This is a genomic window from Pseudomonas syringae (assembly GCF_002157375.1).
Lineage (GTDB): Bacteria > Pseudomonadota > Gammaproteobacteria > Pseudomonadales > Pseudomonadaceae > Aquipseudomonas > Aquipseudomonas syringae_T.
In genome coordinates this window covers 371,155-392,915 of sequence record NZ_MTSA01000004.1, presented here as the reverse complement: position 1 = coordinate 392,915, position 21,761 = coordinate 371,155, and the positions used below count along the sequence as shown (strand labels likewise).

At 59.1% G+C, this 21,761-nt stretch carries 19 protein-coding genes; 17 read left to right on the top strand and 2 right to left on the bottom strand.

Annotation, left to right across the window (positions count from 1 at the left end; translation table 11 throughout):
- The first annotated feature begins 12 nt into the window (after positions 1-12).
- From BW686_RS07075 to BW686_RS06995, 17 genes are all read left to right on the top strand, one after another.
- A complete protein-coding gene (locus BW686_RS07075) occupies positions 13-1,080 on the top strand; it encodes a GGDEF domain-containing protein (protein WP_084915624.1) in 1,068 nt (355 codons plus the stop codon).
- 169 nt (positions 1,081-1,249) lie between these two features.
- A complete protein-coding gene (locus tag BW686_RS07070; RefSeq protein WP_003382947.1) occupies positions 1,250-2,140 on the top strand; it encodes an NAD(+) kinase in 891 nt (296 codons plus the stop codon).
- Complete coding sequence (locus BW686_RS07065; protein WP_084915623.1) at positions 2,140-3,111, top strand: metallophosphoesterase; 972 nt, start codon at positions 2,140-2,142, stop codon at positions 3,109-3,111. Before BW686_RS07070 ends, BW686_RS07065 begins: the two co-directional genes overlap by 1 nt.
- Positions 3,108-3,980: a rhomboid family intramembrane serine protease gene (locus BW686_RS07060; RefSeq protein WP_084915622.1), complete on the top strand. Its 873-nt coding sequence runs from the start codon at positions 3,108-3,110 to the stop codon at positions 3,978-3,980. Before BW686_RS07065 ends, BW686_RS07060 begins: the two co-directional genes overlap by 4 nt.
- Before the next feature lie 79 nt (positions 3,981-4,059).
- The gene (locus tag BW686_RS07055) at positions 4,060-4,320 is read left to right on the top strand and encodes a YeaC family protein (RefSeq protein WP_005892310.1); all 261 of its coding nucleotides are present in this window, start codon (positions 4,060-4,062) and stop codon (positions 4,318-4,320) included.
- A complete protein-coding gene (locus BW686_RS07050) occupies positions 4,317-5,150 on the top strand; it encodes a DUF2797 domain-containing protein (protein WP_179149191.1) in 834 nt (277 codons plus the stop codon). The genes BW686_RS07055 and BW686_RS07050 overlap by 4 nt, the downstream gene beginning before the upstream one ends.
- Positions 5,151-5,162: 12 nt before the next feature.
- Entirely contained in the window at positions 5,163-7,829 is a 2,667-nt protein-coding gene (gene pepN, locus BW686_RS07045; protein ID WP_084915621.1) for an aminopeptidase N, read from the top strand.
- A 411-nt stretch (positions 7,830-8,240) separates the two neighbouring features.
- On the top strand, positions 8,241-8,924 hold the full coding sequence (locus tag BW686_RS07040; RefSeq protein ID WP_084915620.1) for a YjfI family protein: 684 nt from the start codon (positions 8,241-8,243) through the stop codon (positions 8,922-8,924).
- A complete protein-coding gene (locus BW686_RS07035; RefSeq protein WP_084915619.1) occupies positions 8,921-9,628 on the top strand; it encodes a PspA/IM30 family protein in 708 nt (235 codons plus the stop codon). Before BW686_RS07040 ends, BW686_RS07035 begins: the two co-directional genes overlap by 4 nt.
- A gap of 18 nt (positions 9,629-9,646) precedes the next feature.
- On the top strand, positions 9,647-10,201 hold the full coding sequence (locus BW686_RS07030) for a rhomboid family intramembrane serine protease (RefSeq protein ID WP_084915618.1): 555 nt from the start codon (positions 9,647-9,649) through the stop codon (positions 10,199-10,201).
- A gap of 79 nt (positions 10,202-10,280) precedes the next feature.
- Positions 10,281-10,946, top strand: coding sequence for a DUF2491 family protein (locus BW686_RS07025; RefSeq protein ID WP_084915617.1), 666 nt, complete (start codon positions 10,281-10,283; stop codon positions 10,944-10,946).
- Between the two features lie 13 nt (positions 10,947-10,959).
- Positions 10,960-11,385: a DUF350 domain-containing protein gene (locus BW686_RS07020; RefSeq protein WP_084915616.1), complete on the top strand. Its 426-nt coding sequence runs from the start codon at positions 10,960-10,962 to the stop codon at positions 11,383-11,385.
- A 27-nt stretch (positions 11,386-11,412) separates the two neighbouring features.
- The gene (locus tag BW686_RS07015) at positions 11,413-12,159 is read left to right on the top strand and encodes a DUF1190 domain-containing protein (RefSeq protein ID WP_084915615.1); all 747 of its coding nucleotides are present in this window, start codon (positions 11,413-11,415) and stop codon (positions 12,157-12,159) included.
- Positions 12,160-12,170: 11 nt separating this feature from the next.
- Positions 12,171-13,328 (top strand): glutathionylspermidine synthase family protein, encoded by a 1,158-nt coding sequence (locus BW686_RS07010; RefSeq protein WP_084915614.1) that lies wholly within the window; start codon positions 12,171-12,173, stop codon positions 13,326-13,328.
- Positions 13,329-13,808: 480 nt separating this feature from the next.
- On the top strand, positions 13,809-15,170 hold the full coding sequence (locus BW686_RS07005; RefSeq protein ID WP_084915613.1) for a DUF1329 domain-containing protein: 1,362 nt from the start codon (positions 13,809-13,811) through the stop codon (positions 15,168-15,170).
- Positions 15,171-15,409: 239 nt separating this feature from the next.
- Complete coding sequence (locus tag BW686_RS07000) at positions 15,410-16,450, top strand: WD40/YVTN/BNR-like repeat-containing protein (RefSeq protein ID WP_084915612.1); 1,041 nt, start codon at positions 15,410-15,412, stop codon at positions 16,448-16,450.
- A gap of 27 nt (positions 16,451-16,477) precedes the next feature.
- Positions 16,478-18,868 (top strand): efflux RND transporter permease subunit, encoded by a 2,391-nt coding sequence (locus tag BW686_RS06995; protein ID WP_084915611.1) that lies wholly within the window; start codon positions 16,478-16,480, stop codon positions 18,866-18,868.
- A gap of 159 nt (positions 18,869-19,027) precedes the next feature.
- Here BW686_RS06995 and BW686_RS06990 read toward each other — a convergent pair whose 3' ends face one another.
- Both BW686_RS06990 and BW686_RS06985 read right to left on the bottom strand, forming a co-directional pair.
- Positions 19,028-19,741 carry a FadR/GntR family transcriptional regulator gene (locus BW686_RS06990; RefSeq protein ID WP_002554489.1) on the bottom strand — a complete coding sequence of 238 codons (714 nt, stop codon included), beginning with the start codon at positions 19,739-19,741 and terminating at the stop codon, positions 19,028-19,030.
- A gap of 96 nt (positions 19,742-19,837) precedes the next feature.
- A complete protein-coding gene (locus tag BW686_RS06985; protein WP_084915610.1) occupies positions 19,838-21,580 on the bottom strand; it encodes an IlvD/Edd family dehydratase in 1,743 nt (580 codons plus the stop codon).
- Positions 21,581-21,761 lie beyond the last annotated feature (181 nt).

The following is a 21,761-nucleotide window of genomic DNA, read 5'->3' as shown; positions in this document are numbered from 1 at the left end:
CTGGAGTTGTCCATGAATGGTGAAATGCAGACACGGATAAAACATCTGCTCTCACCCGCCATTGCGCTGGTGCAATGTATTGCGATTGTCTGTTGGCTGGCTGTTTTGATCGTCACGCCGAATGTGCAGTGCGGCCTTCACGAAATCGCATTGACCATGGGGTTGGCGCTGACCTGCTGGTGGCAGTATCGCGCCGAGCACTTCAGCGTCTGGCGCGCTGTGGGCATGGCTTCCGTGATCATTGTGGCGCTGAGTTTTTCGCGGGCAAGCCAGTTGAACAGCGAACTGGGTGTCAATTGGGCATTGCCGATCGCGATCATGATTATTCTCTGTTCGACGTTGTTGGTGGTGTATACCCGGGATTATCTGTTTGTGTCAGTGTTGGCCTGGATCATTATGTCGCCCGCACAGGGTATCGACACGGACAGTGCAGCGTATGTGTTCATGATGCTGTTCTTTGTTTCGTCGATTGCGCTGGGTGTTGTACTGAATCACGCCTACACCCGAACATTGCGCACGGTACTGTCACTTGAAAGCCAGTTTCGCGAGCTGTCGCTGACTGACGACCTGACGCATATATTGAATCGTCGTGCCTTGATGCTTGCACTGGATACGCACGTGGCGAATAACAGGGGCGGTTACTTTCTGATGCTGGACATCGATAACTTCAAACATATCAATGACCGGTTCGGGCACGATGCCGGTGACGATGTGCTGCGTCTTATGGCGTCCTGCCTGCAACAGACGGAGGGCAGTCTCGCTTTCGGTCGTATGGGGGGCGAAGAGTTCGGCGTGATCCTGCCGGCCTCCAGTGAGCAGGCGGCGAGTGATTACGTGTTGCGGCTGCTCGACACCATCAGAACCTCGCCAGCCGTCGGCACACTGACGTGCAGTGCAGGTCTGGCGGACATCAATGCGCACTCAAGCAGTTCGCAGGTGCTCAAAACGGCCGACATCAACCTGTATCAGGCCAAGCGGGACGGCAAAGACCGAGCGTTCTGGAACGGCGCGCCGATTGCCGGGGTGTCCGCGCAAGGTTCGGCCCGTGACGATGAAGAGTCCCGGACATTGATGTCATAGCTTCGTCCGAGCGGCCATCACACCATGGCCTTGCGCGTGAAGCGCAGGCATTGCCAGGCACTGCAATGTTGCGTGCTGATCATCCTTTCAACACACGGTTTGCCGCTGCCGGGCCGTTTCGCCCATAATCGCGTTCTTTAAGTCGTATCGAACTCGCAGCAGGAGCCTCATGGAGCAATTTCGCAATATCGGCATCATTGGTCGCCTGGGCAGTGTTCAGGTGCTCGATACCGTTCGCCGACTCAAGAGATTCCTGCTGGATCGGCATCTGCACGTCATTCTTGAAGAGACGATTGCCGAAGTCCTGCCCGGCCACGGCCTGCAGACCTCGTCGCGCAAGATGCTCGGCGAAGTGTGCGACATGGTCATCGTGGTCGGTGGCGACGGCAGCCTGCTGGGCGCGGCGCGTGCGCTGGCCCGGCATAATGTGCCGGTGCTGGGCATCAACCGTGGCAGCCTGGGCTTTCTGACCGACATTCGTCCCGACGAGCTGGAGGTCAAATGCGCCGAAGTGCTCGACGGGCATTACCTGGTCGAAAACCGCTTCCTGCTGCAGGCCGAAGTGCGCCGTCACGGCGAGGCCATCGGCCAGGGCGATGCGCTCAATGACGTTGTGCTGCACCCCGGCAAGTCCACGCGCATGATCGAGTTCGAGATCTATATCGACGGCCAGTTCGTGTGCAGCCAGAAGGCCGACGGCCTGATCGTTGCCACACCGACCGGCTCGACGGCCTACGCGCTGTCGGCAGGCGGGCCGATCATGCACCCCAAACTCGACGCCATCGTCATCGTGCCGATGTACCCGCACACGCTGTCCGGTCGGCCCATCGTGGTCGACGGCAACAGCGAGTTGAAAATCGTGGTGTCCAAGGACATGACCATTTACCCGCAGGTCTCCTGTGACGGTCAGAATCACTTCACGTGCGCGCCGGGCGACACCATCACGGTCAGCAAGAAACCGCAGAAGCTGCGCCTGATTCATCCGCTGGACCACAACTATTATGAAGTCTGCCGCACCAAGCTCGGCTGGGGCAGCAGGCTCGGCGGTGGGGGCGATTAATGCTTGATCCGGCGCGTGGCTACGATCTGATCGGTGATGTACACGGCTGTGCCCATACCCTTGAGCACTTGCTGGAGCTTCTCGGTTACCGTCTGCAGGCTGGCGTGTGGCGCCACCCTGAACGCGTCGTCATTTTCCTCGGCGACATCATCGACCGCGGGCCGCGAATTCGCGAGTCGTTGCACATCGTGCGCGATATGGTTCAGGCAGGGCAGGCTCATTGCATCATGGGCAACCATGAATTCAACGCGCTGGGCTGGGTGACACCGGCCCTGCCTGAAAGTGGCCATCAGTTCGTGCGTGAACACACCACGCGTCACGCCCGGCTGATCGGTGAAACACTGGCGCAGTTCGACGCTTACCCCGATGAGTGGAGCGAGTTCGTCAACTGGTTCTACGAGCTGCCGCTGTACATCGATGCCGGACGCTTCCGGGTGGTGCATGCCTGCTGGGATGCGACCCTGATCGACCCGTTGCGTGGCCTGTATGGCAACGGCTGCATTGACAGGGCGTTCGTTCAGGCCTCGGCAGTGCCCGGCAGTTTCGCCAGCAATGTCTTCAACCGCCTGCTGCGTGGCACTGACATGCGTCTGCCTCACGGCCTTACCCTGACCGGCGGCGACGGGCTGACCCGCGAGTTTTTCAGGACCAAGTTCTGGGAAGATGACCCGCAGACTTACGGTGACGTGGTCTTCCAGCCTGACGCGCTGCCTGAAGGCGTGGCCAAGACGCCATTGTCCACGTCCGAAAAGAATGCATTGCTGCGCTACGGCATCAATGAGCCGCTGCTGTTCGTCGGTCATTACTGGCGCAGTGGTCTGCCTGCACCGATCCGGCCGAATCTGGCCTGTCTGGATTACAGCGCCGTGCTCTACGGCAAACTGGTTGCCTACCGGCTTGATCAGGAAACACAGGTCGACCCGGACAAATTCGTCTGGGTCGACGTTCAGCGTCCCGAGGTTTCACCATGAGTCCCGTTGCTGTTCTGCGCTTGCCGTTGACGACCGATTTGAGCGGTTTTGTTCGTTTGTTGCAGCGTTTGCAGATCCCTCACCGGGTCAGCGAAGAAGTCGGCGAGCAGGTGCTTTGGGTGCCTGATGCCGAGCGGCTGGCCGATGACGTGCGTGAGTTGTATGCGCGCTTCCCGGACGGTGACGAGAACGTCCAGCGGGTCGATACCAGTCAGGCGCCCAAGTACAAACAACCGGGCCTGATCGAGCAACTGCGCAGCAGCCCTGTGACAGCGCTGGTGCTGCTGGCCACTTTGCTGGTGGCCGGCCTGACGCTGCTGGGCGACAACCTGGAAGCCATTCGCTGGCTGACCTTTCAGGACTTCCGGATCAATGGCGAATACGCGACCTTTTTGCCGTTGTCTGAAAGTCTTGCGTCCGGGCAGTGGTGGCGCATCGTTTCGCCGATGTTGATCCACTTCGGCATCCTGCACCTGGCCATGAACGGCATGTGGTTCTGGGAGCTGGGCCGACGTATCGAAATTCGCCAGGGCAGCCTGTCTTTGTTGCTGCTCACACTGTTGTTTTCGGCGGTTTCGAATTACGTGCAATACCTGTTCAGCGGCCCGAGCCTGTTCGGCGGATTGTCCGGTGTGCTGTACGGGTTACTGGGCCATTGCTGGATCTTTCAACTGCTGGCGCCCAACCCGGTCTACCGCCTGCCGCGCGGTGTATTGATCATGATGCTGATCTGGCTGGCGTTGTGCCTGTCCGGTCTGGTGAGCATGCTCGGCTTCGGCGAGATCGCCAACGGTGCTCATGTCGGCGGGTTGATCATCGGTTGTATTACCGGCTTTTTCGGCGGTGCGATTGCTCGCCGCAAAGCCTAGGCTCAGTGCGTAAAGTGGCTGAGCACGCCGACTTTTCGTACAGAGCCTGGAATTACTGGCCTACTTTCTGGAGTGCCCCATGTCGTCTTTTATAGAAATGATCGAAAACATCACCCCGGATATCTACGAGAGCCTGAAACTGGCCGTGGAAATCGGCAAATGGTCCGACGGTCGCAAGTTGACCCAGGAACAGCGTGAACTGTCCTTGCAGGCGCTGATCGCCTGGGAAGCGCAGCACCTGCCTGAAGATCAGCGCACCGGCTACATGGGGCCGCAGGAATGCGCCTCCAAATCGGCGCCGGTGCCCAATATCCTGTTCAAATCGGATGCTATTCATTGATCGAAATTGGTCGCGGAGCCGTCAACAAAATGTCGGCGCGTCAGGATGACTCGCCTTTCGTGCAATACGCCTTTCGCCTGGGCGACACTGAAATTGCGGTCAACCCGCTGATCGGCAAGACCGTGCGACTCGAGTTTCTCGGGGCGATCCACTGCAGTCATTGCGGGCGCAAGACCAAGTCCAGCTACAGCCAGGGCTATTGCTATCCGTGCATGCTCAAGCTTGCACAGTGCGATCTGTGCATCATGAGCCCGGAACGATGCCATCACGATCAGGGCACCTGCCGTGACCCGTCGTGGGGTGAGCAGTTCTGCATGACGGATCACATTGTCTACCTGGCCAACTCGTCAGGCGTGAAGGTCGGTATCACCCGTGCCACTCAACTGCCGACCCGCTGGCTGGATCAGGGTGCCAGTCAGGCGCTGCCGATCATTCGCGTGGCGACCCGTCAGCAATCGGGCTTTGTCGAAGACCTGCTGCGCAGCCAGGTGGCTGACCGCACCAACTGGCGTGCCTTGCTTAAAGGTGACGCCCAGCCCGTCGACCTCAAGGCCATTCGCCAGGAGCTGTTCGACAACTGCGGCGCAGGGCTGTCGGGATTGCAAGAACGATTTGGTCTGCAAGCCATCCAATTGCTACATGATGCCGAGCCTGTGGAGTTTCGTTACCCGGTCGAGGCCTACCCGACCAAGGTTGTCAGCTTCAACCTGGACAAGAACCCGATTGCCGAAGGCACGCTGCTGGGGATCAAGGGCCAATACCTGATTTTCGACACGGGCGTGATCAATATTCGCAAGTACACGGCCTATCAACTGGCCGTGCATCAGTAGAAGGATTCCAGCATGCGCACCGAACAACCGAAAATGATTTACCTGAAGGACTACCAGGCTCCCGAGTACCTCATCGACGAGACGAACCTGACCTTCGAACTGTTCGACGACCATTCTCTGGTTCATGCGCAACTGGTCATGCGCCGCAACCCTGAGCGAGGTGCAGGTCTGCCGCCGCTGGTGCTGGACGGTCAGCATCTGGAGCTGGTGTCGGTGAAGCTGAGCGACATCGAACTGAGCGCTGCGGATTACCAGCTGACCGACGATCACCTGACCCTGCACCCACAGGCCGCCACCTTCACGGTCGACAGTACCGTGCGCATCCATCCGGAAACCAACACCGCGCTGGAAGGCCTGTACAAATCCAGCGGCATGTTCTGCACCCAATGCGAGGCCGAGGGCTTTCGCAAGATCACGTATTACCTCGACCGCCCCGACGTGATGAGCACGTTCACCACCACATTGAGTGCCGACAAGCAGAGCTTTCCGATCCTGTTGTCCAACGGCAACCCGATCGCCAGCGGCGAAGAAGAGGGCGGACGGCACTGGGCGACCTGGGAAGACCCGTTCATGAAACCGGCCTACCTGTTTGCGCTGGTGGCAGGTGATCTGTGGTGCATCGAAGACACCTTCACCACCATGAGCGATCGGGAAGTGACCCTGCGCATCTACGTCGAGCCGGAAAACGTCGACAAGTGTCAGCACGCCATGACCAGCCTGAAGAAATCGATGCGCTGGGACGAAGAAACCTACGGGCGTGAATACGACCTGGACATCTTCATGATCGTGGCGGTCAACGACTTCAACATGGGCGCGATGGAGAACAAGGGCCTCAATATCTTCAACTCCAGCGCCGTGCTGGCTCGTGCCGAAACGGCGACTGATGCCGCGCACCAGCGTGTCGAAGCGATTGTTGCCCACGAATACTTCCACAACTGGTCAGGTAACCGCGTGACCTGCCGCGACTGGTTCCAGTTGTCGCTCAAGGAAGGCTTCACGGTGTACCGCGACGCCGGTTTTTCCGCCGACATGAACTCCGCCACGGTCAAGCGCATTCAGGATGTCGCCTACCTGCGCACTCATCAGTTTGCCGAAGATGCAGGCCCGATGGCTCACGCGGTACGCCCTGACAGCTTTATCGAAATCTCCAATTTCTACACCCTGACCGTGTATGAAAAGGGCGCTGAAGTGGTCGGTATGCTCCACACGTTGCTGGGTGCCCAAGGCTTTCGCAAGGGCAGCGACTTGTATTTTGATCGCCATGACGGCCATGCGGCGACCTGCGACGATTTCATCAAGGCGATGGAAGACGCCAACGGTGTTGACCTGACCCAGTTCAAACGCTGGTACAGCCAGGCAGGCACGCCGCGTCTTGCCGTCAGTGAGTCGTATGACGCCGCTGCAAAAACCTACAGCCTGACCTTCCGCCAGAGCTGCCCGACCACACCGGGCCAGCCGGGCGATCAGAAACAGCCGTTCGTGATTCCGGTCGAGCTGGGCCTGCTGGACAGCCAGGGCAAAGAGATTGCCCTGCGCCTGTCGAACGAAAGCGCCGCTACCGGCAGCACGCGGGTGCTTTCGGTCACTGAAGCCGAACAGACGTTTACGTTCGTCGATGCGGCTGAACAGCCGTTGCCTTCGCTGCTGCGCGGTTTCTCTGCGCCGGTCAAGCTGAGCTTCCCGTACGATCGCGACCAATTGATGTTCCTGATGCAGCACGACAGCGATGGCTTCAATCGCTGGGACGCGGGCCAGCAACTGTCGGTTCAGGTGTTGCAGGAACTGATCGAGCAGCATCAGCAAGGCCAGGCACTGGTCATGGATCAGCGTCTGATTACCGCGCTGGGCACTGTGCTGGCAGACGAGCAACTGGATCAGGCGATGGTGGCGGAAATGCTGTCGCTGCCTGGCGAGGCGTATCTGGCCGAGATCAGCGACGTGGCAGATGTCGACGCCATTCACGCCGCTCGGGAGTTTGCCCGCAAACAATTGGCCGACGGCCTGTTTGACGGCCTGTGGGCTCGTTACTCGGCTAACCGTGAGCTGTCCAGAGCCACGCCCTATGTTGCCGAGTCCACGCACTTCGCCCGCCGTGCGCTGCAGAACATCGCCCTGTCGTACCTGATGTTCAGCGGCAAACCGGACGTGCTGGCGGCGACCATCGACCAGTTCGACACCAGCGACAACATGACCGAGCGGCTGACCGCGCTGGCCGTGCTGGTCAACTCGCCGTTCACCGAAGAGCGCAACAAAGCGCTCGCGGTGTTTGCCGAGAACTTCAAGAGCAACGCGCTGGTCATGGATCAGTGGTTCAGCGTTCAGGCGGCCAGCACCCAGCCGGGCGGGCTGCAACGCGTGCAGGAACTGATGAAACACCCCGCCTTCAGCATCAGGAACCCGAACAAGGTCCGTGCCTTGATCGGCGCTTTTGCCGGGCAGAACCTGATCAACTTCCATGCAGCGGACGGCTCCGGCTACCGTTTCCTGGCGGACCTGGTCATCGAGCTGAACGCCCTGAACCCGCAGATCGCCTCCCGCCAGCTGGCGCCACTGACCCGCTGGCGCAAATACGACAGCGCCCGTCAGGCGCTGATGAAGGCGGAACTGGAGCGCATTCTCGCCTCTGGCAAGCTGTCGGCGGATGTGTATGAAGTGGTGAGCAAAAGCCTGGCTGTATGAGGGGCGATGCTGTGCTAAGTGCGTAAATGACACGCTCAGGAAAGGCGCTATCTGCTGACGCAGGTAGCGCCTTTTTTGTGCGTTTTGCCCCGATTTATTCGCTGCTTGATGATTCGTCTTCGTGGACAAGTCCACTCCTACAAAGGCACAGGAGCACAGGAGCACAGGAGCACAGGAGCACAGGAACACAGGAACACAGGAACTCAGAGGCACGGCGGGCATGCTGTAGGAGCGGACTTGTCCGCGAAGAGGTCAGTCTTGTCGACATCTGAGTCTTGTGCCAACGCACTGGCACGAAAGCCAATGACTCAGCTCTTACAAAAAAATCTCACATGTGATGCATATCTATCTTCAAAAACATCTGCTACGTTGCTCACCTGATCCACGGTCAGTAACAAGGGGGAAGCGCCAATGCCTCGTAAAACCCAGGGCGACACCCCGGCGGCCCCGGCCAAGGTTTCCAAGAGCTCCACCGATTACATGCGTGAAATGCGCCTGCGACTCAAGGATGCGGGGCTGGTCAAGCGAGAGTTCTGGATCCGGCCCGAGAATGTCGATGCCCTGCGTGGCATCGAAAAAGCATTAAGACAGCCCTTTCTGGGCGAGAGGATCAAATTGGAGGATTTCATGAGCGAGAACACCTACTGGACCGTTAGCTCACTGCATAAGGCTCTTTCCGAACTGGACCTGGTCAGTCATGGGCAGGTCGAAATGAGCGTTATTGAAGGCAATGCGGCGGGCATCAAGCTGATCATGGCCGATTACGGCGACCTGCCCATCTACATCGCGGTAGAAGGCGAGCAGATTCTCGCCGACACGGTCTTGATTGAAGTGAACAAGGTCAAGAACGTCCAGGCTTTCAACGACGTGGTGCTGCGCAGCCGCGACCTGTTTCCACTGTCGTCGATCGGCATTGAAAAGCTGGGTGGCGATAAGGAAGTCTACTGCCTGTTCGGCGCCTTGAGCGCCGCCTCGTCGCTTACGGTTATCGTGCAGGAAATTCTCACCCTCGCGGACAATGTGCTCCGTGCGGCCGACGCTTTTGAAGACCATTTCATCTACGGAACAGCGCTGTCAGGCGGAGAATATTCATGACGACAAGTATCTGGAAAAAACTGGTCACCGCTGTTCGTGGTGGTGCTTCTGAAGTGGGCGAGTCGATTGCCGATGCCAACGCCATCCGCATTCTGGATCAGGAAATCCGTGACGCCGACAACGCGCTGGTCAAGGCCCGCGACGGGCTGATCACCATCAAGGCCAAGCACAAGCTCTCGGCGCAGCGTCTTGAAGAACACGCCACCAGCATTGCCAACTGGGAAGGCCGCGCCATGCAGGCGCTGAACAAAGGCGAAGAGGCGCTGGCCGTCGAATGCGCCAACAAGATCGCCGAGATCGAAGCCCTGCGTGACCAGGAGCAGGAACTGGCCGATCAGTTCAGCAAGCAGGTCAGCCTGCTGCAGGACCAGGTGATCAAGGCCGAGTCGCGGATCAAGAGCCTCAAGCAGCAGGTCGAGATGGCCAAGGCCCGCGAAACGGTGCAGCGTGCCCGGGTTGCCACGGCCACTGCAACCGGTGGCGCCAGCGGTGCCGTGGAAACCGCAGTCGGTTCACTGGCGCGCCTCAAGCAGCGCCAGGACGAACAGGATGCCAAGCTGGAAGCCGCTGAAGAGCTGGCCAGCCAGTCCAGCGGCAGCGATCTTGAGCGTCGTCTGCAGGATGCCGGAATCGGGGCCAAAAGTGGCGGCGCGGACGATGTGCTGGCGCGTTTGAAAGCCAGAAACCAGACGCCTGCCCAGTAAGCCCGGCGAGGGCGGGCGATGGCGTTTTCAACGCGACTCAAGGTCATCCTCGCCTTGTCGGCGCTGCTGATTGTGGTGCAGGCAATCAACTCGATCACCGGCAATGGTCTGGTTCATTTCGGTATCATTCCGCGCAGCCTGACCGGGTTGCGCGGCATTGTTTTTGCGCCCTTTCTGCACGGTTCGATTCAGCACTTGCTCAGCAACCTGTTGCCGTTCATTGTGCTGAGCTGGCTGGTGGCGACTGAGGGTGTCAGGCGTTACGCGTGGGTCGCCGGACTGATTTGCCTGCTGGGCGGGCTGCTGGTCTGGAGTTTCGGTCGCAGCAATATTCATGTGGGCGCCAGCGGTCTGATTTTCGGTCTGTGGGCTTATCTGCTGGCGCGGGCGTGGTATCAGCGCAGCATGGCCAGCGTGGTGTTGGCGCTGATTGCGCTGGCCGGCTACAGCGGGCTGGTTTTTGGTTTCGTGCCCGCCGCCGGTGTATCGTTTGAATCACACATTGCCGGGGCGTTTGCCGGTATTTGCGTGGCGTGGCTGATGCACTCCAGAGGTTTGCCGGCGCAGCGGTGAGGCCGTTCCGAAGACAGTCTTTTCTATATCAGGGTAACGAGATTTCAATGCCATCCGGTCGACGTCAAGGACATGCACTATGAGTTGGTTCAAACGAGCCATGGGGCTGGAAGCGCCCAAGGCATCAGGCCGTGAAGATGGGCCTTCGGCCAGTGCGGTCAACCCGCTGGGGCTGGCATCCGGACGAATGCTGTGCCTGGACAGCTCATTGAAGCTGCTGCTCGATGGGCATTCAGAGGTGGTGGTTCCGGGCGATGAAAAAGTCTGGGCCGTGGGGCGTATCGACCTCGGCCAGTCGATGGCTCTCCATCGTTTCTACCTCGATAACGAGGATTACTTTCTGCAAGTGGTCAGCAACGGCCCCAATCCTGAAGACATTCAGGACATCATCCTGTTCGGCTATTACAGTGCCGAGCCGATCACCAGCAAGGATGAGCTGCTGCGCCTGACCGGTCCTGCCTCAAAGATCGGCCTGCCGACCTACGAGCACGAGGGTGAAGTGTTCGAGCGGCAATGGGGCACATCGCCCGGCCAGACCGAGCTGACCCCGCTGGATGAAGACATCGTCAGCCCTGACGCTGCCTATCGCGTCAAACACCTGAGCATGCTGTACGCCCGCGACACGGGTCTGATCAATCGCCGAGAGTTTCTGCTGTTTTCCGTAGAGGAAGACGAAGAGGGCAGCATCACGCTCACGACAGCGGTTGGCATCACGCTGCAATCCACTGATATCAACGTTCTTTGACAAGGAAATCCCCATGATCGACGCGCTGCGTATGTCGCTCAATGCCACCGCCGTGTTCGGCTTCGTGATGTACATTCTGGTGGCGGCCATTCTGTTCGCCCTGTTCCAGTTCATCTACAGCAGGATCACACCGCACAAGGAATTCGCGCTGATCCGTGAGAACAACAGCGCCGCCGCACTGGCATTGGGTGGCTCACTGATCGGCTTCGCGTTGCCGGCCAGTAACATCATCACCTACAGCATCAGCATTCTGGACGTGGTCGTCTGGGTGGTCATCGCGGCAGTGGTGCAGCTGCTCGCGTTCGGCGTCACCAGCCTGGTGCTCAAAGGCCTGTCGGCCCGCATCGCCAAAGGCGAGACGGCTGCTGCCATCTACTCTGCCAGCGTCGCGATCAGCGTCGGTCTTCTCAACGCCGCCTGCATGACCCCATCGGTCTGACGGCAGCCTTGAACAAGGAGACTCACGATGAGACGTAGTTCAGTCAAACTGGTGCTCGCCAGCACGCTGCCTCTGGCCCTCGCCGGGTGCGGCCCTTCTGAAAACAAGCAGAATTTCGAAGCCAAGGCCAATTTCAAGTCGGTGCAGGAATGCGTCGAGGCCAAGGTGCCGGTGGACGTGTGTTCGGATGCCTACATGCAGGCGCTGTCCGATCACCGCCGCATTGCACCGACCTACGATGACAAGGCGTCCTGTGACGCTGACTTCGTGCCGGACTACTGCCAGGCCACGTCTGACGGCAAGTACATGCCAAAGCTGGGCGGTTTCGAACTGGGTTTCTCCGGGCAGGTGCCCAAAGAGGCGCTGGACCGGGCCAATCAGGAAGTTTCTCAGTCCGCTCCCGCGGGCATGAGTGGTACCACCGGGCTGATGGCCGGCTTGCTGATCGGTAACCTGCTCAGCAACGGCTTCGGTGGCGGCAGCCGTTATTACTCGCAGCCCATCTATCAGACGCGTGATGATCGGGGCGGTTATTACAGCTCTTCGCTGCCCAGCCAGATCGACCGTGGCAAGACGTTCGGTCGTTCGACCCAGGCGCAATCGAGCCCGGACCGCAGCTATGGCAGAAGCACGTTAGGCCGTAATCTGGGCAGTTCGGGTTCCGGTTCGTCATCGGTGTCATCGACCATCTCGCGCGGAGGCTTCGGCAGTCAGGCTGCGGCACGCAGCGGCTGGGGCGGCAAGAGCAGCGGCGGCAGCAGTTTCGGAGGCTGACGGAGCGATCCATGAAGAAGATCAGCATCGAGGAGCGCCCGGACTGGCGCACGACGGCGGAGCGTGAAGGGTTTGATTTTCATACCATCGACGGCGAACGTTACTGGGACGAACGCGGGTATTACCTGTTCACCGAACAGCAGGTGACCCGTGACCTGGAAGAGCCCACCCAGCACCTCCATCAGATGTGCATGGATGCGGTCGCGCGGGTGGTGGACAGTGAAGAGCTGTTGCATCAACTGGCAATTCCGGAAGCGTTCTTCGATGTGATCCAGACCTCGTGGAAGCAGGGGCATCCGCATTTGTATGCGCGCTTCGACTTTGCCTACGACGGCACCGGGCCGGCAAAGATGTACGAGATCAACGCCGATACACCGACCAGCCTCATGGAGGCTGGAGCCTTTCAGTTGCTCTGGCTGGAAGAGCAAATGGCGCGCGGGGTTCTGCCCGCGCACGCGACCCAGTTCAATTCGATTGCCGAAGACCTGGTTCGCGCATTTGCCGAGTTTCCGGGGCAGAGTCCGTTCTACTTTTCCTCGATGTCCGGTTCCGTCGAGGACCGCGGCACCACCGATTTCCTGCGGCGCATGGCGGCGCACGTCGGCATTGATGCCAGGCATATCGACATCGAAGACATCGGTCTCGATGCCGAAGGGCGTTTTGTCGATCTGCAAGGGCGCTGGATCGAACGGCTGTTCAAGCTGCATGCCTGGGAGCACATCTTTCACGAGGCATTCGGCAAGCAGGTGCCGGCCAGTGGCACTCAGTTCGTCGAGCCTGCGTGGAAGGCGATTCTGAGCAATAAAGGTATATTGCCGTTGTTGTGGCAGTTCAATGAAGGGCATCCGAACCTGCTGCCCTCACGCATTGATCAGGACACAACACAACCCGTGCCCAAGGGCTGGGTGCGCAAACCGTACTTTTCCCGCGAAGGCGCCAACATCGAGATGCGCACGCCTGGCGATCAGGTCATTGCGGTCGATGGCCCGTACACCGATGCGCCTTACATTCTCCAGGCTTACTCGCCGCTGCCGAAATTCGGCGACAGCTATACGCTGATCGGTTCATGGGTGATCGGAGATCTGGCGTCAGGCATCGGGATTCGTGAAGACGACAGCCTGATCACCAAGGACACCAGCCGTTTTCTGCCTCACGCGGTCATTGACTGATCTTTTATGCGTTCACTCCAAGTGTTACTTGCGCGAGTCAGTAACACTTCATTGTTACGGTCCGTTTGAATACGGTGCCTAAGCCCCCTTGTATTAATAATCGACGTTCCGTTGACGTCGGACAATCAAACAGTCTTTTATTCAACGTTCAGGTCGTTAACCAGAGAACGTTCAATAAATGAGTTGAACTGTACTTGATAAGTCTACTGATCTGTTTGCCCTCTGTGCATTGGCACTCGTGTTGCATTGTGATGGCCCGTTCCGCCTGCTCGCCAGCCCGCTGAAAGCTTCTTTTAGTGCGCGCGATTGTCGTTGTATGGGCGATTTTTCAGTCGGTCAAACATCAGGCTGCCGGTTATAAAACGGCGGATGTCGGGCCATCAATCATGCCTTCGCTATTGCATTAAAAGTGTTCATACGGAAACCGTACAGAGGCAATGTCCAGGCATTGTTCCTGCCGGTCAAACAAGGAGAGCCACGATGCTCGTTAAACAATGGGCATGGCTCGCGCTGACGCCGGCATTGCTGTTTATGATCAACACCGGCGTCGCCAACGAAGGCGCTTCGCTGGGGAGTGGCCTGACGCCCCTCGGGGGCGAGATGGCGGGTAACGCCGCCGGAACCATCCCGGCCTGGAGCGGCGGGATCGTTCGGCCACCGCCCGATTATCAAGGGGCCGGCACGCGGCATATCGACCCCTATGCCAGCGACAAGCCCCTGTTCACCATCACCCACGCGAATCTGAGCCACTACCGCGCACGTCTGACGCCAGGGCAGGTGGCGATGTTCGAGACCTATCCCGACAGTTACCAGATGCCGATCTACGCCACCCGGCGTTCCGGCTCGGCACCCCAATGGGTCTATGACAACGCTCGGCGTAACGTGAAAAAAGCCCGGTTGATTGCCGGCGGCAATGGCTTTGCCGATGCATATGGTGCCATTCCGTTCCCCATTCCGGAAAAGGGCATTCAGGCGGTGTGGAACCACATTGCCCGGTATCGCGGCCATTATGTCGTACGCCATGCTTCTGAAGTCGCCGTCCAGCGCGACGGCAGTTTCAAACCGGTCACCTCGCGCCAGGAAGTCCTGTTTCGCTTCTATGACCCCCACGGAAACTTCGCCACGCTGGACAATGTGTTGTTCTATTACCTGTCGTTTACCCGGTGCCCGACACGGATGACTGACTCTGCCGTGCTGGTTCACGAAACGCTTGATCAGGTTCAGGAGCCGCGTCAGGCCTGGGCCTACAATGCAGGGCAACGCAGAGTGCGACGGGCGCCGAGTCTGGCGTACGACATGCCGATTCCAACCTCGGAGGGGCTGCGTACGGCGGACGACACCGATATGTTCAACGGTTCACCGGACCGTTACGACTGGGAACTGCTGGGCAAGCGCGAAATTTACATTCCTTACAACAATTACCGGATTTCCAGCCCCGACATTTCCTATCGGCAATTGCTGCAGGTCGGGCATCTGAACCCGGTCTACACACGCCATGAACTGCATCGGGTCTGGGTGGTGGAGGGCAAGCTCAAACCCTCGGCACGGCATGTTTACTCACGGCGCACGCTGTACCTGGACGAGGACAGTTGGCAGGCTGCAATCGTCGATCAGTATGACGGTCGCGGACAGCTATGGCGGGTCTCTATGGCCTACTTGAAAAACTACTACGAACTGCCGACCACCTGGTCTGCGCTGGATGTTTTTCATGACCTGCAGGCTCGGCGTTATCACGTTCAGAACCTGGACAATCAAGAGCCTGGCACCCGCGATTTTTCGCAGCCCGTGCCCGCTGCAAGCGCGTTCAAACCCGCCGCATTGCGCCGCAGAGGTATCCGCTAGACGGGCCTGTGTTGCATCGTCCCGTAAGCCGTCCCGATCAGCCTCCGTGATGGTTCATCAATCACACCCTGTGCGCTTAACAAAAGATAACGACATGTCGGTTGTCAGGCATTTACAAAGCTGTCTAGGATGGCCGAGCCTGCACCCCGGCATGGCCTGACGGCTTTGGGCGTGTGGTTCGCGCGGGCGGGTCGATACCCTCCGGTGGTCATCTGATAATAAGAAAAGGGGAGAAGTCCATGCGTGAGCCTTTCCATCGGCGCACACGGTTGTACGCGGGCCTGTCCCTGGCGATTTTTGCGTCATGCACGTTTGCCTCGGCCGAGTCCGGTTCTGCGCCTGTTGCGGCAGGCACCGGAGACACCGCCGTGTACGCCATCGAATCGGCGAAAGCCTCACGTGCCTTGTTGCTGGACATCGCCCATGCCGGTGCGCGGCTGGTGGTGGTGGGGGATCATGGGCATATCTTGTACTCCGACGATCAGGGCAAGACCTGGAACCAGGCCAGAGTGCCGACCCGGCAGTTATTGACGGCGGTATTTTTTGTGGATGAACAGCACGGTTGGGCTGTGGGCCATGACGCGCAGGTACTGGCCAGTAACGATGGCGGCAAGAGCTGGAGCAAACAGTTCGAGGACTTGAAGCGCGAGGCGCCGCTGCTGGATGTCTGGTTCAAGGACCTCGACCACGGCTTTGCCGTGGGTGCTTATGGCGCCTTGCTGAGCACCGACGATGGCGGCCAGCATTGGCAGGACGTCAGTGACCGGCTGGATAACGAAGATCAATACCACCTGAACAGCATCGCCCAGGTGAAAGGTGCGGGCCTGTTTATCGTCGGCGAAGCGGGCAGCATGTTTCGCTCGAGTGACGAAGGGCAGACCTGGGAAAAACTCGAAGGCCCTTATCAAGGCTCATTGTTTGGCGTGACCGGTACGGCGCAGCCCTCGACATTGCTGGCTTATGGTCTGCGCGGCAATCTGTTTCGCTCGACCGACTTCGGTGACAGCTGGCAGCCCGTCAAACTTGAAGGCGCGCGAGGGCCGGTCGAATTCGGTCTGGCCAGCGCCACGTTGCTGACGGATGGTTCGCTGGTGCTGGTCGGCAACGGTGGCAGCGTCATGCGCAGCCATGACGATGGTGAAACATTCGAGGTCTTCAATCGTCCCGACCGTATTTCGCTGGCGGGTGTCACCGCCAATCTTCAAGGCAATCTGATTCTGGTCGGGCAGGGCGGCGTTCGCGTGGCCTCGCCGACAGGCGCCGAGACGACCCAACAATAAGACCTTCCAGGGCGGGGATATTCAGGCATGAGCAACCTTCAACACCCAGCAAACTCAGATGACAAGGCCACTTTCCTCGAACGCCTGATTTTCAATCATCGCCCCACGGTGATCTTTCTTTGCCTGCTGACCAGTGTCTTTCTGTTCTGGCAGGCCTTGCAGGTTCGGCCCTCCACCAGTTTCGAGAAGATGATCCCGCTGTCGCATCCGTTCATTCAGAACATGATGAAGCACCGCAACGATCTGGGAAATCTGGGCAACACCGTGCGCATTTCCGTCGAAGCGGTGGACGGTGACATCTTCTCCAAAGCGTACATGGAGACCTTGCGCCAGATCAGTGACGAAGTGTTTTACATCCCCGGTGTGGACCGCTCCGGGCTTAAATCGCTGTGGAGCCCCAGCGTACGCTGGACCGAAGTGACCGAAGAGGGGTTCGCCGGGGGCGAAGTCATTCCGCAGAGTTACGACGGTTCAGACGCGAGTCTGGATCAGCTGCGCAACAATGTGCTCAAGTCCGGTCAGGTCGGGCGGTTGGTCGCCAACGATTTCAGGTCAAGCATCATTGACGTGCCGCTGCAGGAGTCTTACCCGGACCCGGCCGATCAGGGCACGTTACTGGCGCTGGACTATCAGCAGTTCTCGCATCAGCTTGAAGAAAAAATCCGCGACAAATACCAGGCGCAGAACCCGGACATCAAGATTCACATCGTCGGTTTCGCCAAGAAAGTCGGCGACCTGATCGATGGCCTGTTCATGGTGGTGATGTTCTTCGGCATCGCCTTTCTGATCACGCTGGTGCTGCTGATCTGGTTCACACGGTGCATTCGCAGCACCGTCGCGGTCCTGAGTACCACATTGATTGCCGTGATCTGGCAACTGGGGTTGATGCACGTGGTGGGTTTCGGGATCGATCCTTACTCGATGCTGGTGCCGTTTCTGATTTTCGCCATCGGCATTTCCCACGGGGTGCAGAAGATCAACGGCATCGCCCTGCAATCCAGCGAAGCCGAAAACGCCCTGACTGCGGCGCGCCGTACGTTTCGCCAGCTGTTTCTGCCGGGCATGATCGCCATTCTGGCTGACGCGGTGGGGTTCATCACCTTGCTGATTATCGACATCGGCGTGATCCGCGAACTGGCCATCGGCGCGTCTATCGGTGTGGCGGTGATCGTGTTCACCAACCTGATTTTGTTGCCCGTGGCGATTTCCTACGTGGGCATCAGCAAACGGGCGGTCAGCCGCAGCAAGCAGGATGCGGTCTCCGAGCATCCTTTCTGGCGATTGCTGTCGAATTTTGCCAGCGCCAAGGTCGCACCGGTCTCGATTGTGCTGGCTTTGCTGGCCTTCGGTGGCGGGCTTTGGTACAGCCAGAACCTGAAGATCGGCGACCTCGATCAAGGCGCGCCGGAACTGCGCCCCGACTCGCGCTACAACAAGGACAACGCGTTCATCATCAATCATTATTCGACCAGTTCCGACGTGCTGGTGGTGATGGTCAAGACACCGCCCGAGGGCTGCTCGGCGTATTCGACCCTGTCGGCGATCAACGAACTGGCCTGGAAGATGGAAAACACCCAGGGTGTGCAGTCGGCCATTTCGCTGGTGACTGTTTCCAGGCAGGTCATCAAGGGCATGAACGAGGGCAACCTGAAATGGGAGAGCCTGTCGCGCAACAAAGACGTATTGAACAACTCCATCGCCCGCGCGGATGGCCTGTACAACAATGATTGCTCACTGGCCCCGCTGCTGGTTTTCCTCAACGACCACAAGGCCGAAACCCTCGACCGCGCCGTACACGCCGTGCAGGACTTCGCCAAAGAAAACGACAGACCGGACATGCAGTTCCTGCTGGCCGCCGGCAACGCCGGGATCGAGGCCGCGACCAACGAGGTGATCAGACAGTCCGAGCTGGTGATTCTGGTGCTGGTCTACATTTGCGTGGCCGCCATGTGCATGATCACCTTCCGTTCCTGGGCGGCCACCCTGTGCATCGTTTTGCCATTGGTGCTGACGTCGGTACTGGGTAACGCACTGATGGCTTTCATGGGCATCGGCGTCAAAGTCGCAACCCTGCCGGTGGTGGCGTTGGGGGTGGGGATCGGTGTCGATTACGGCATTTACATCTACAGCCGTCTTGAAAGCTTCCTGCGCGCCGGGTTGCCGTTGCAAGAGGCCTACTATGAAACCCTGAAATCCACCGGCAAGGCGGTGCTGTTCACCGGCCTGTGCCTGGCCATCGGCGTGTGTACCTGGATCTTCTCGGCAATCAAGTTCCAGGCCGACATGGGCCTGATGCTGACCTTCATGCTGCTGTGGAACATGTTCGGCGCACTGTGGCTATTGCCAGCGCTGGCGCGGTTCCTGATCAAACCGGAGAAGATGGCGGGGAAGGTGGGTAACTCGCTGTTTTCGCATTGAGCCTGTGGCGGCCTGTAACGCTGCGTCCTTTTGAGGCGCAGCGTGTCGAGAAATGCGTTTCACATATCTTGTGAGAGGGACGATTTGGACGAGTCGCCATACCTGGTTAGCAAACATTGAACAGACAGGCTCAAGACGTCATCGATTCAATTGAACCGATCAACCTCCACCCAGCACCACGCTCAGCGCATTGCGCGCGTCATCCAGCTGCACCAGTGAGGCATGGCGTGCGCCGAGGGCGTCGCGGTTCTGGATGGCGGTGAGGATGGCTTTATGGCGTGGCATGGCCAGTTCGTGCAGGTTGGGGCGTTTGTTGGAGTATTTGAGCGCTTCGCGCAAAGCCAGTGACAGCATGTTGCACAAGTGCGCCAGCAGGTCGTTGTGCGTGGCGTCGGCGATGCGGCTGTGGAAGTCGAGGTCCGGTTGCAGCAGGTCTTCCGGCGTCGGCGCCGCTTCCATGCGCAGGTACGCTTCGTGGATCGACTCTATTTCTGCGTCCGTGGCATGTTGCGCGGCCAGGGCAGCCACCGCCGGTTCGATCACCGCGCGCACGCTGGTCAGCAGGTTGAAGAATTCATTTTGCGGCGAACTTTGCATCACCCAATGCAGCACATCCGGGTCCAGCAAATGCCATTCGCGACGGGCCTTCACCACCGTGCCCACGCGTGGCCGCGAGTAGACCAGTCCCTTGGCCACCAGCACTCGCGTGGCCTCACGCAGCACCGGACGGCTGACGGCGTATTCTTCACAGAGCAGCGCTTCGGCAGGGAGCTTTTCGTCAGGCTTGAAACGGCCGGATACGATCTGCATGCCCAGCTCCTGGACGATGCGGGCGTGCATGCTTTTTCGGTCGGAAGGCTTTCGATAATCCATGGGAACGCGAGTCGGTCCTGGCGGTGATTGCTGGGCATCATACCATCGCACAATGACTACGGCGGTCACCAGAACAGGGGACCGCCGCTTCTTTTACTAGTGCGAGTGACGAGGCACTTCGGAACCCCGGCAACCGACCAGGAAGTCGAAGTCGCAGCCTTGATCGGCCTGCATCACTTTGTCGACGTACAACTGACGGTAGCCACCCAGCAGCAATTGTGGCGGCGCTTGCCAGTCGGCCAGGCGTGCGGCCAGTTCAGCTTCCGGGATGTCCAGATGCAAGCGCCCGCTGGCGCAGTCGAGCTCGATCCAGTCGCCTTCCTTGACCACGGCCAGCGGTCCACCGGCTGCGGCTTCCGGTGCGACGTGCAACACCACCGTGCCGTACGCCGTGCCGCTCATGCGTGCGTCGGATATGCGCACCATGTCAGTGACACCCTGAGCAAGCAGTTTGGCCGGCAGGCCCATGTTGCCGACTTCGGCCATGCCTGGGTAACCCTTGGGGCCGCAGTTCTTGAGGACCATCACCGAGCTGGCGTCGATGTCCAGATCCGGATCGTTGATGCGTGACTTGTACATCTCGAAGTTTTCGAATACCACTGCCCGGCCACGATGCTGCATCAATGCCGGTGTGGCAGCGGATGGCTTGAGCACTGCGCCGAGCGGAGCGAGGTTGCCGCGCAGCACGCAGATACCGCCGTCGGCACGGATCGGGTTGTCCAGGGCACGAATGACCTGATCTTCACCGTAGATCGGTGAATTGCAGGTGTTCTCGCCGATGCTTTTGCCATTGACGGTCAGCGCATCCGGGTTGGGCAGCAACTTGGCCTCGTTCATGCGTCGCAGCACGGCAGGCAGGCCACCGGCGTAGTAAAACTCCTCCATCAGGAAGCGCCCGGAAGGTTGCAGGTCGACGATGGTCGGCATGCCACGGCCCATGCGGGTCCAGTCGTCCAGGTCCAGATCGACGCCGATGCGTCCGGCAATGGCTTTCAGGTGGATAACCGCGTTGGTCGAACCGCCGATGGCTGCATTGACCCGGATAGCGTTTTCAAACGCCGCTTTGGTGAGAATCTTCGACAGGCGCAGGTCTTCGCGGACCATGTCGACGGCGCGCATGCCGGACATGTGTGCCAGCACATACCGTCGCGAATCCACCGCAGGAATGGCGGCGTTGTGCGGTAACGAGGTGCCGAGGGCTTCGGCCATACAGGCCATGGTCGATGCGGTGCCCATCGTGTTGCAGGTGCCTGCCGAGCGCGACATGCCGGCTTCGGCGGAAAGAAATTCGTCCAGGCTGATGGTCCCGGCTTTGTAGGATTCATGCATCTGCCAGACGATGGTGCCAGCGCCGATGTCCTTGCCTTCATGCTTGCCGTTGAGCATCGGCCCGCCGGTCACGACGATGGCGGGGATGTCGCAGCTGGCAGCGCCCATCAACAGCGCAGGGGTGGTCTTGTCACAACCGGTCAGCAACACCACGCCATCAATCGGGTTGCCGCGAATCGCTTCTTCAACATCCATGCTGGCCAGGTTGCGGGTGAACATCGCAGTGGGGCGCAGGTTGGATTCACCATTGGAAAACACCGGAAACTCTACCGGCCAGCCACCGGCTTCGATTACGCCACGTTTGACGTGTTCGGCGATCTGCCGGAAGTGTGCGTTGCAGGGGGTCAGCTCCGACCAGGTATTGCAGATGCCGATGATCGGCTTGCCTTGAAACTGATGGTCGGCAATGCCCTGATTCTTCATCCAGCTGCGGTACATGAAGCCATTCTTGTCGGCAGTGCCAAACCACTGGGCAGAACGGAGGGTCGGTTTTTTATCGGAGTCAGACATGATCGGCTCTCTTATTGTAAGACTTAATGGCGATACTGCTGGCTAAGGTAAGCCTAAAAAACGCTCATTGGAAGAGTTGTCAGTTTAAATAGTATTACTATATAGTCGTTTGTAGACGAGGGATCATCCTGGCGCCTGTGCGGTGTCATTCCGCACCCAGGCACAGAGGTCATCCCCGCAG

Coding starts and splice junctions, on each gene's coding strand:
- BW686_RS07075 (WP_084915624.1), top strand. CDS start 13: ATGAATGGTGAAATGCAGACACGGATAAAACATCTGCTCTCACCCGCC.
- BW686_RS07070 (WP_003382947.1), top strand. CDS start 1,250: ATGGAGCAATTTCGCAATATCGGCATCATTGGTCGCCTGGGCAGTGTT.
- BW686_RS07065 (WP_084915623.1), top strand. CDS start 2,140: ATGCTTGATCCGGCGCGTGGCTACGATCTGATCGGTGATGTACACGGC.
- BW686_RS07060 (WP_084915622.1), top strand. CDS start 3,108: ATGAGTCCCGTTGCTGTTCTGCGCTTGCCGTTGACGACCGATTTGAGC.
- BW686_RS07055 (WP_005892310.1), top strand. CDS start 4,060: ATGTCGTCTTTTATAGAAATGATCGAAAACATCACCCCGGATATCTAC.
- pepN (WP_084915621.1), top strand. CDS start 5,163: ATGCGCACCGAACAACCGAAAATGATTTACCTGAAGGACTACCAGGCT.
- BW686_RS07040 (WP_084915620.1), top strand. CDS start 8,241: ATGCCTCGTAAAACCCAGGGCGACACCCCGGCGGCCCCGGCCAAGGTT.
- BW686_RS07035 (WP_084915619.1), top strand. CDS start 8,921: ATGACGACAAGTATCTGGAAAAAACTGGTCACCGCTGTTCGTGGTGGT.
- BW686_RS07030 (WP_084915618.1), top strand. CDS start 9,647: ATGGCGTTTTCAACGCGACTCAAGGTCATCCTCGCCTTGTCGGCGCTG.
- BW686_RS07025 (WP_084915617.1), top strand. CDS start 10,281: ATGAGTTGGTTCAAACGAGCCATGGGGCTGGAAGCGCCCAAGGCATCA.
- BW686_RS07020 (WP_084915616.1), top strand. CDS start 10,960: ATGATCGACGCGCTGCGTATGTCGCTCAATGCCACCGCCGTGTTCGGC.
- BW686_RS07015 (WP_084915615.1), top strand. CDS start 11,413: ATGAGACGTAGTTCAGTCAAACTGGTGCTCGCCAGCACGCTGCCTCTG.
- BW686_RS07010 (WP_084915614.1), top strand. CDS start 12,171: ATGAAGAAGATCAGCATCGAGGAGCGCCCGGACTGGCGCACGACGGCG.
- BW686_RS07005 (WP_084915613.1), top strand. CDS start 13,809: ATGCTCGTTAAACAATGGGCATGGCTCGCGCTGACGCCGGCATTGCTG.
- BW686_RS07000 (WP_084915612.1), top strand. CDS start 15,410: ATGCGTGAGCCTTTCCATCGGCGCACACGGTTGTACGCGGGCCTGTCC.
- BW686_RS06995 (WP_084915611.1), top strand. CDS start 16,478: ATGAGCAACCTTCAACACCCAGCAAACTCAGATGACAAGGCCACTTTC.
- BW686_RS06990 (WP_002554489.1), bottom strand. CDS start 19,741: ATGGATTATCGAAAGCCTTCCGACCGAAAAAGCATGCACGCCCGCATC.
- BW686_RS06985 (WP_084915610.1), bottom strand. CDS start 21,580: ATGTCTGACTCCGATAAAAAACCGACCCTCCGTTCTGCCCAGTGGTTT.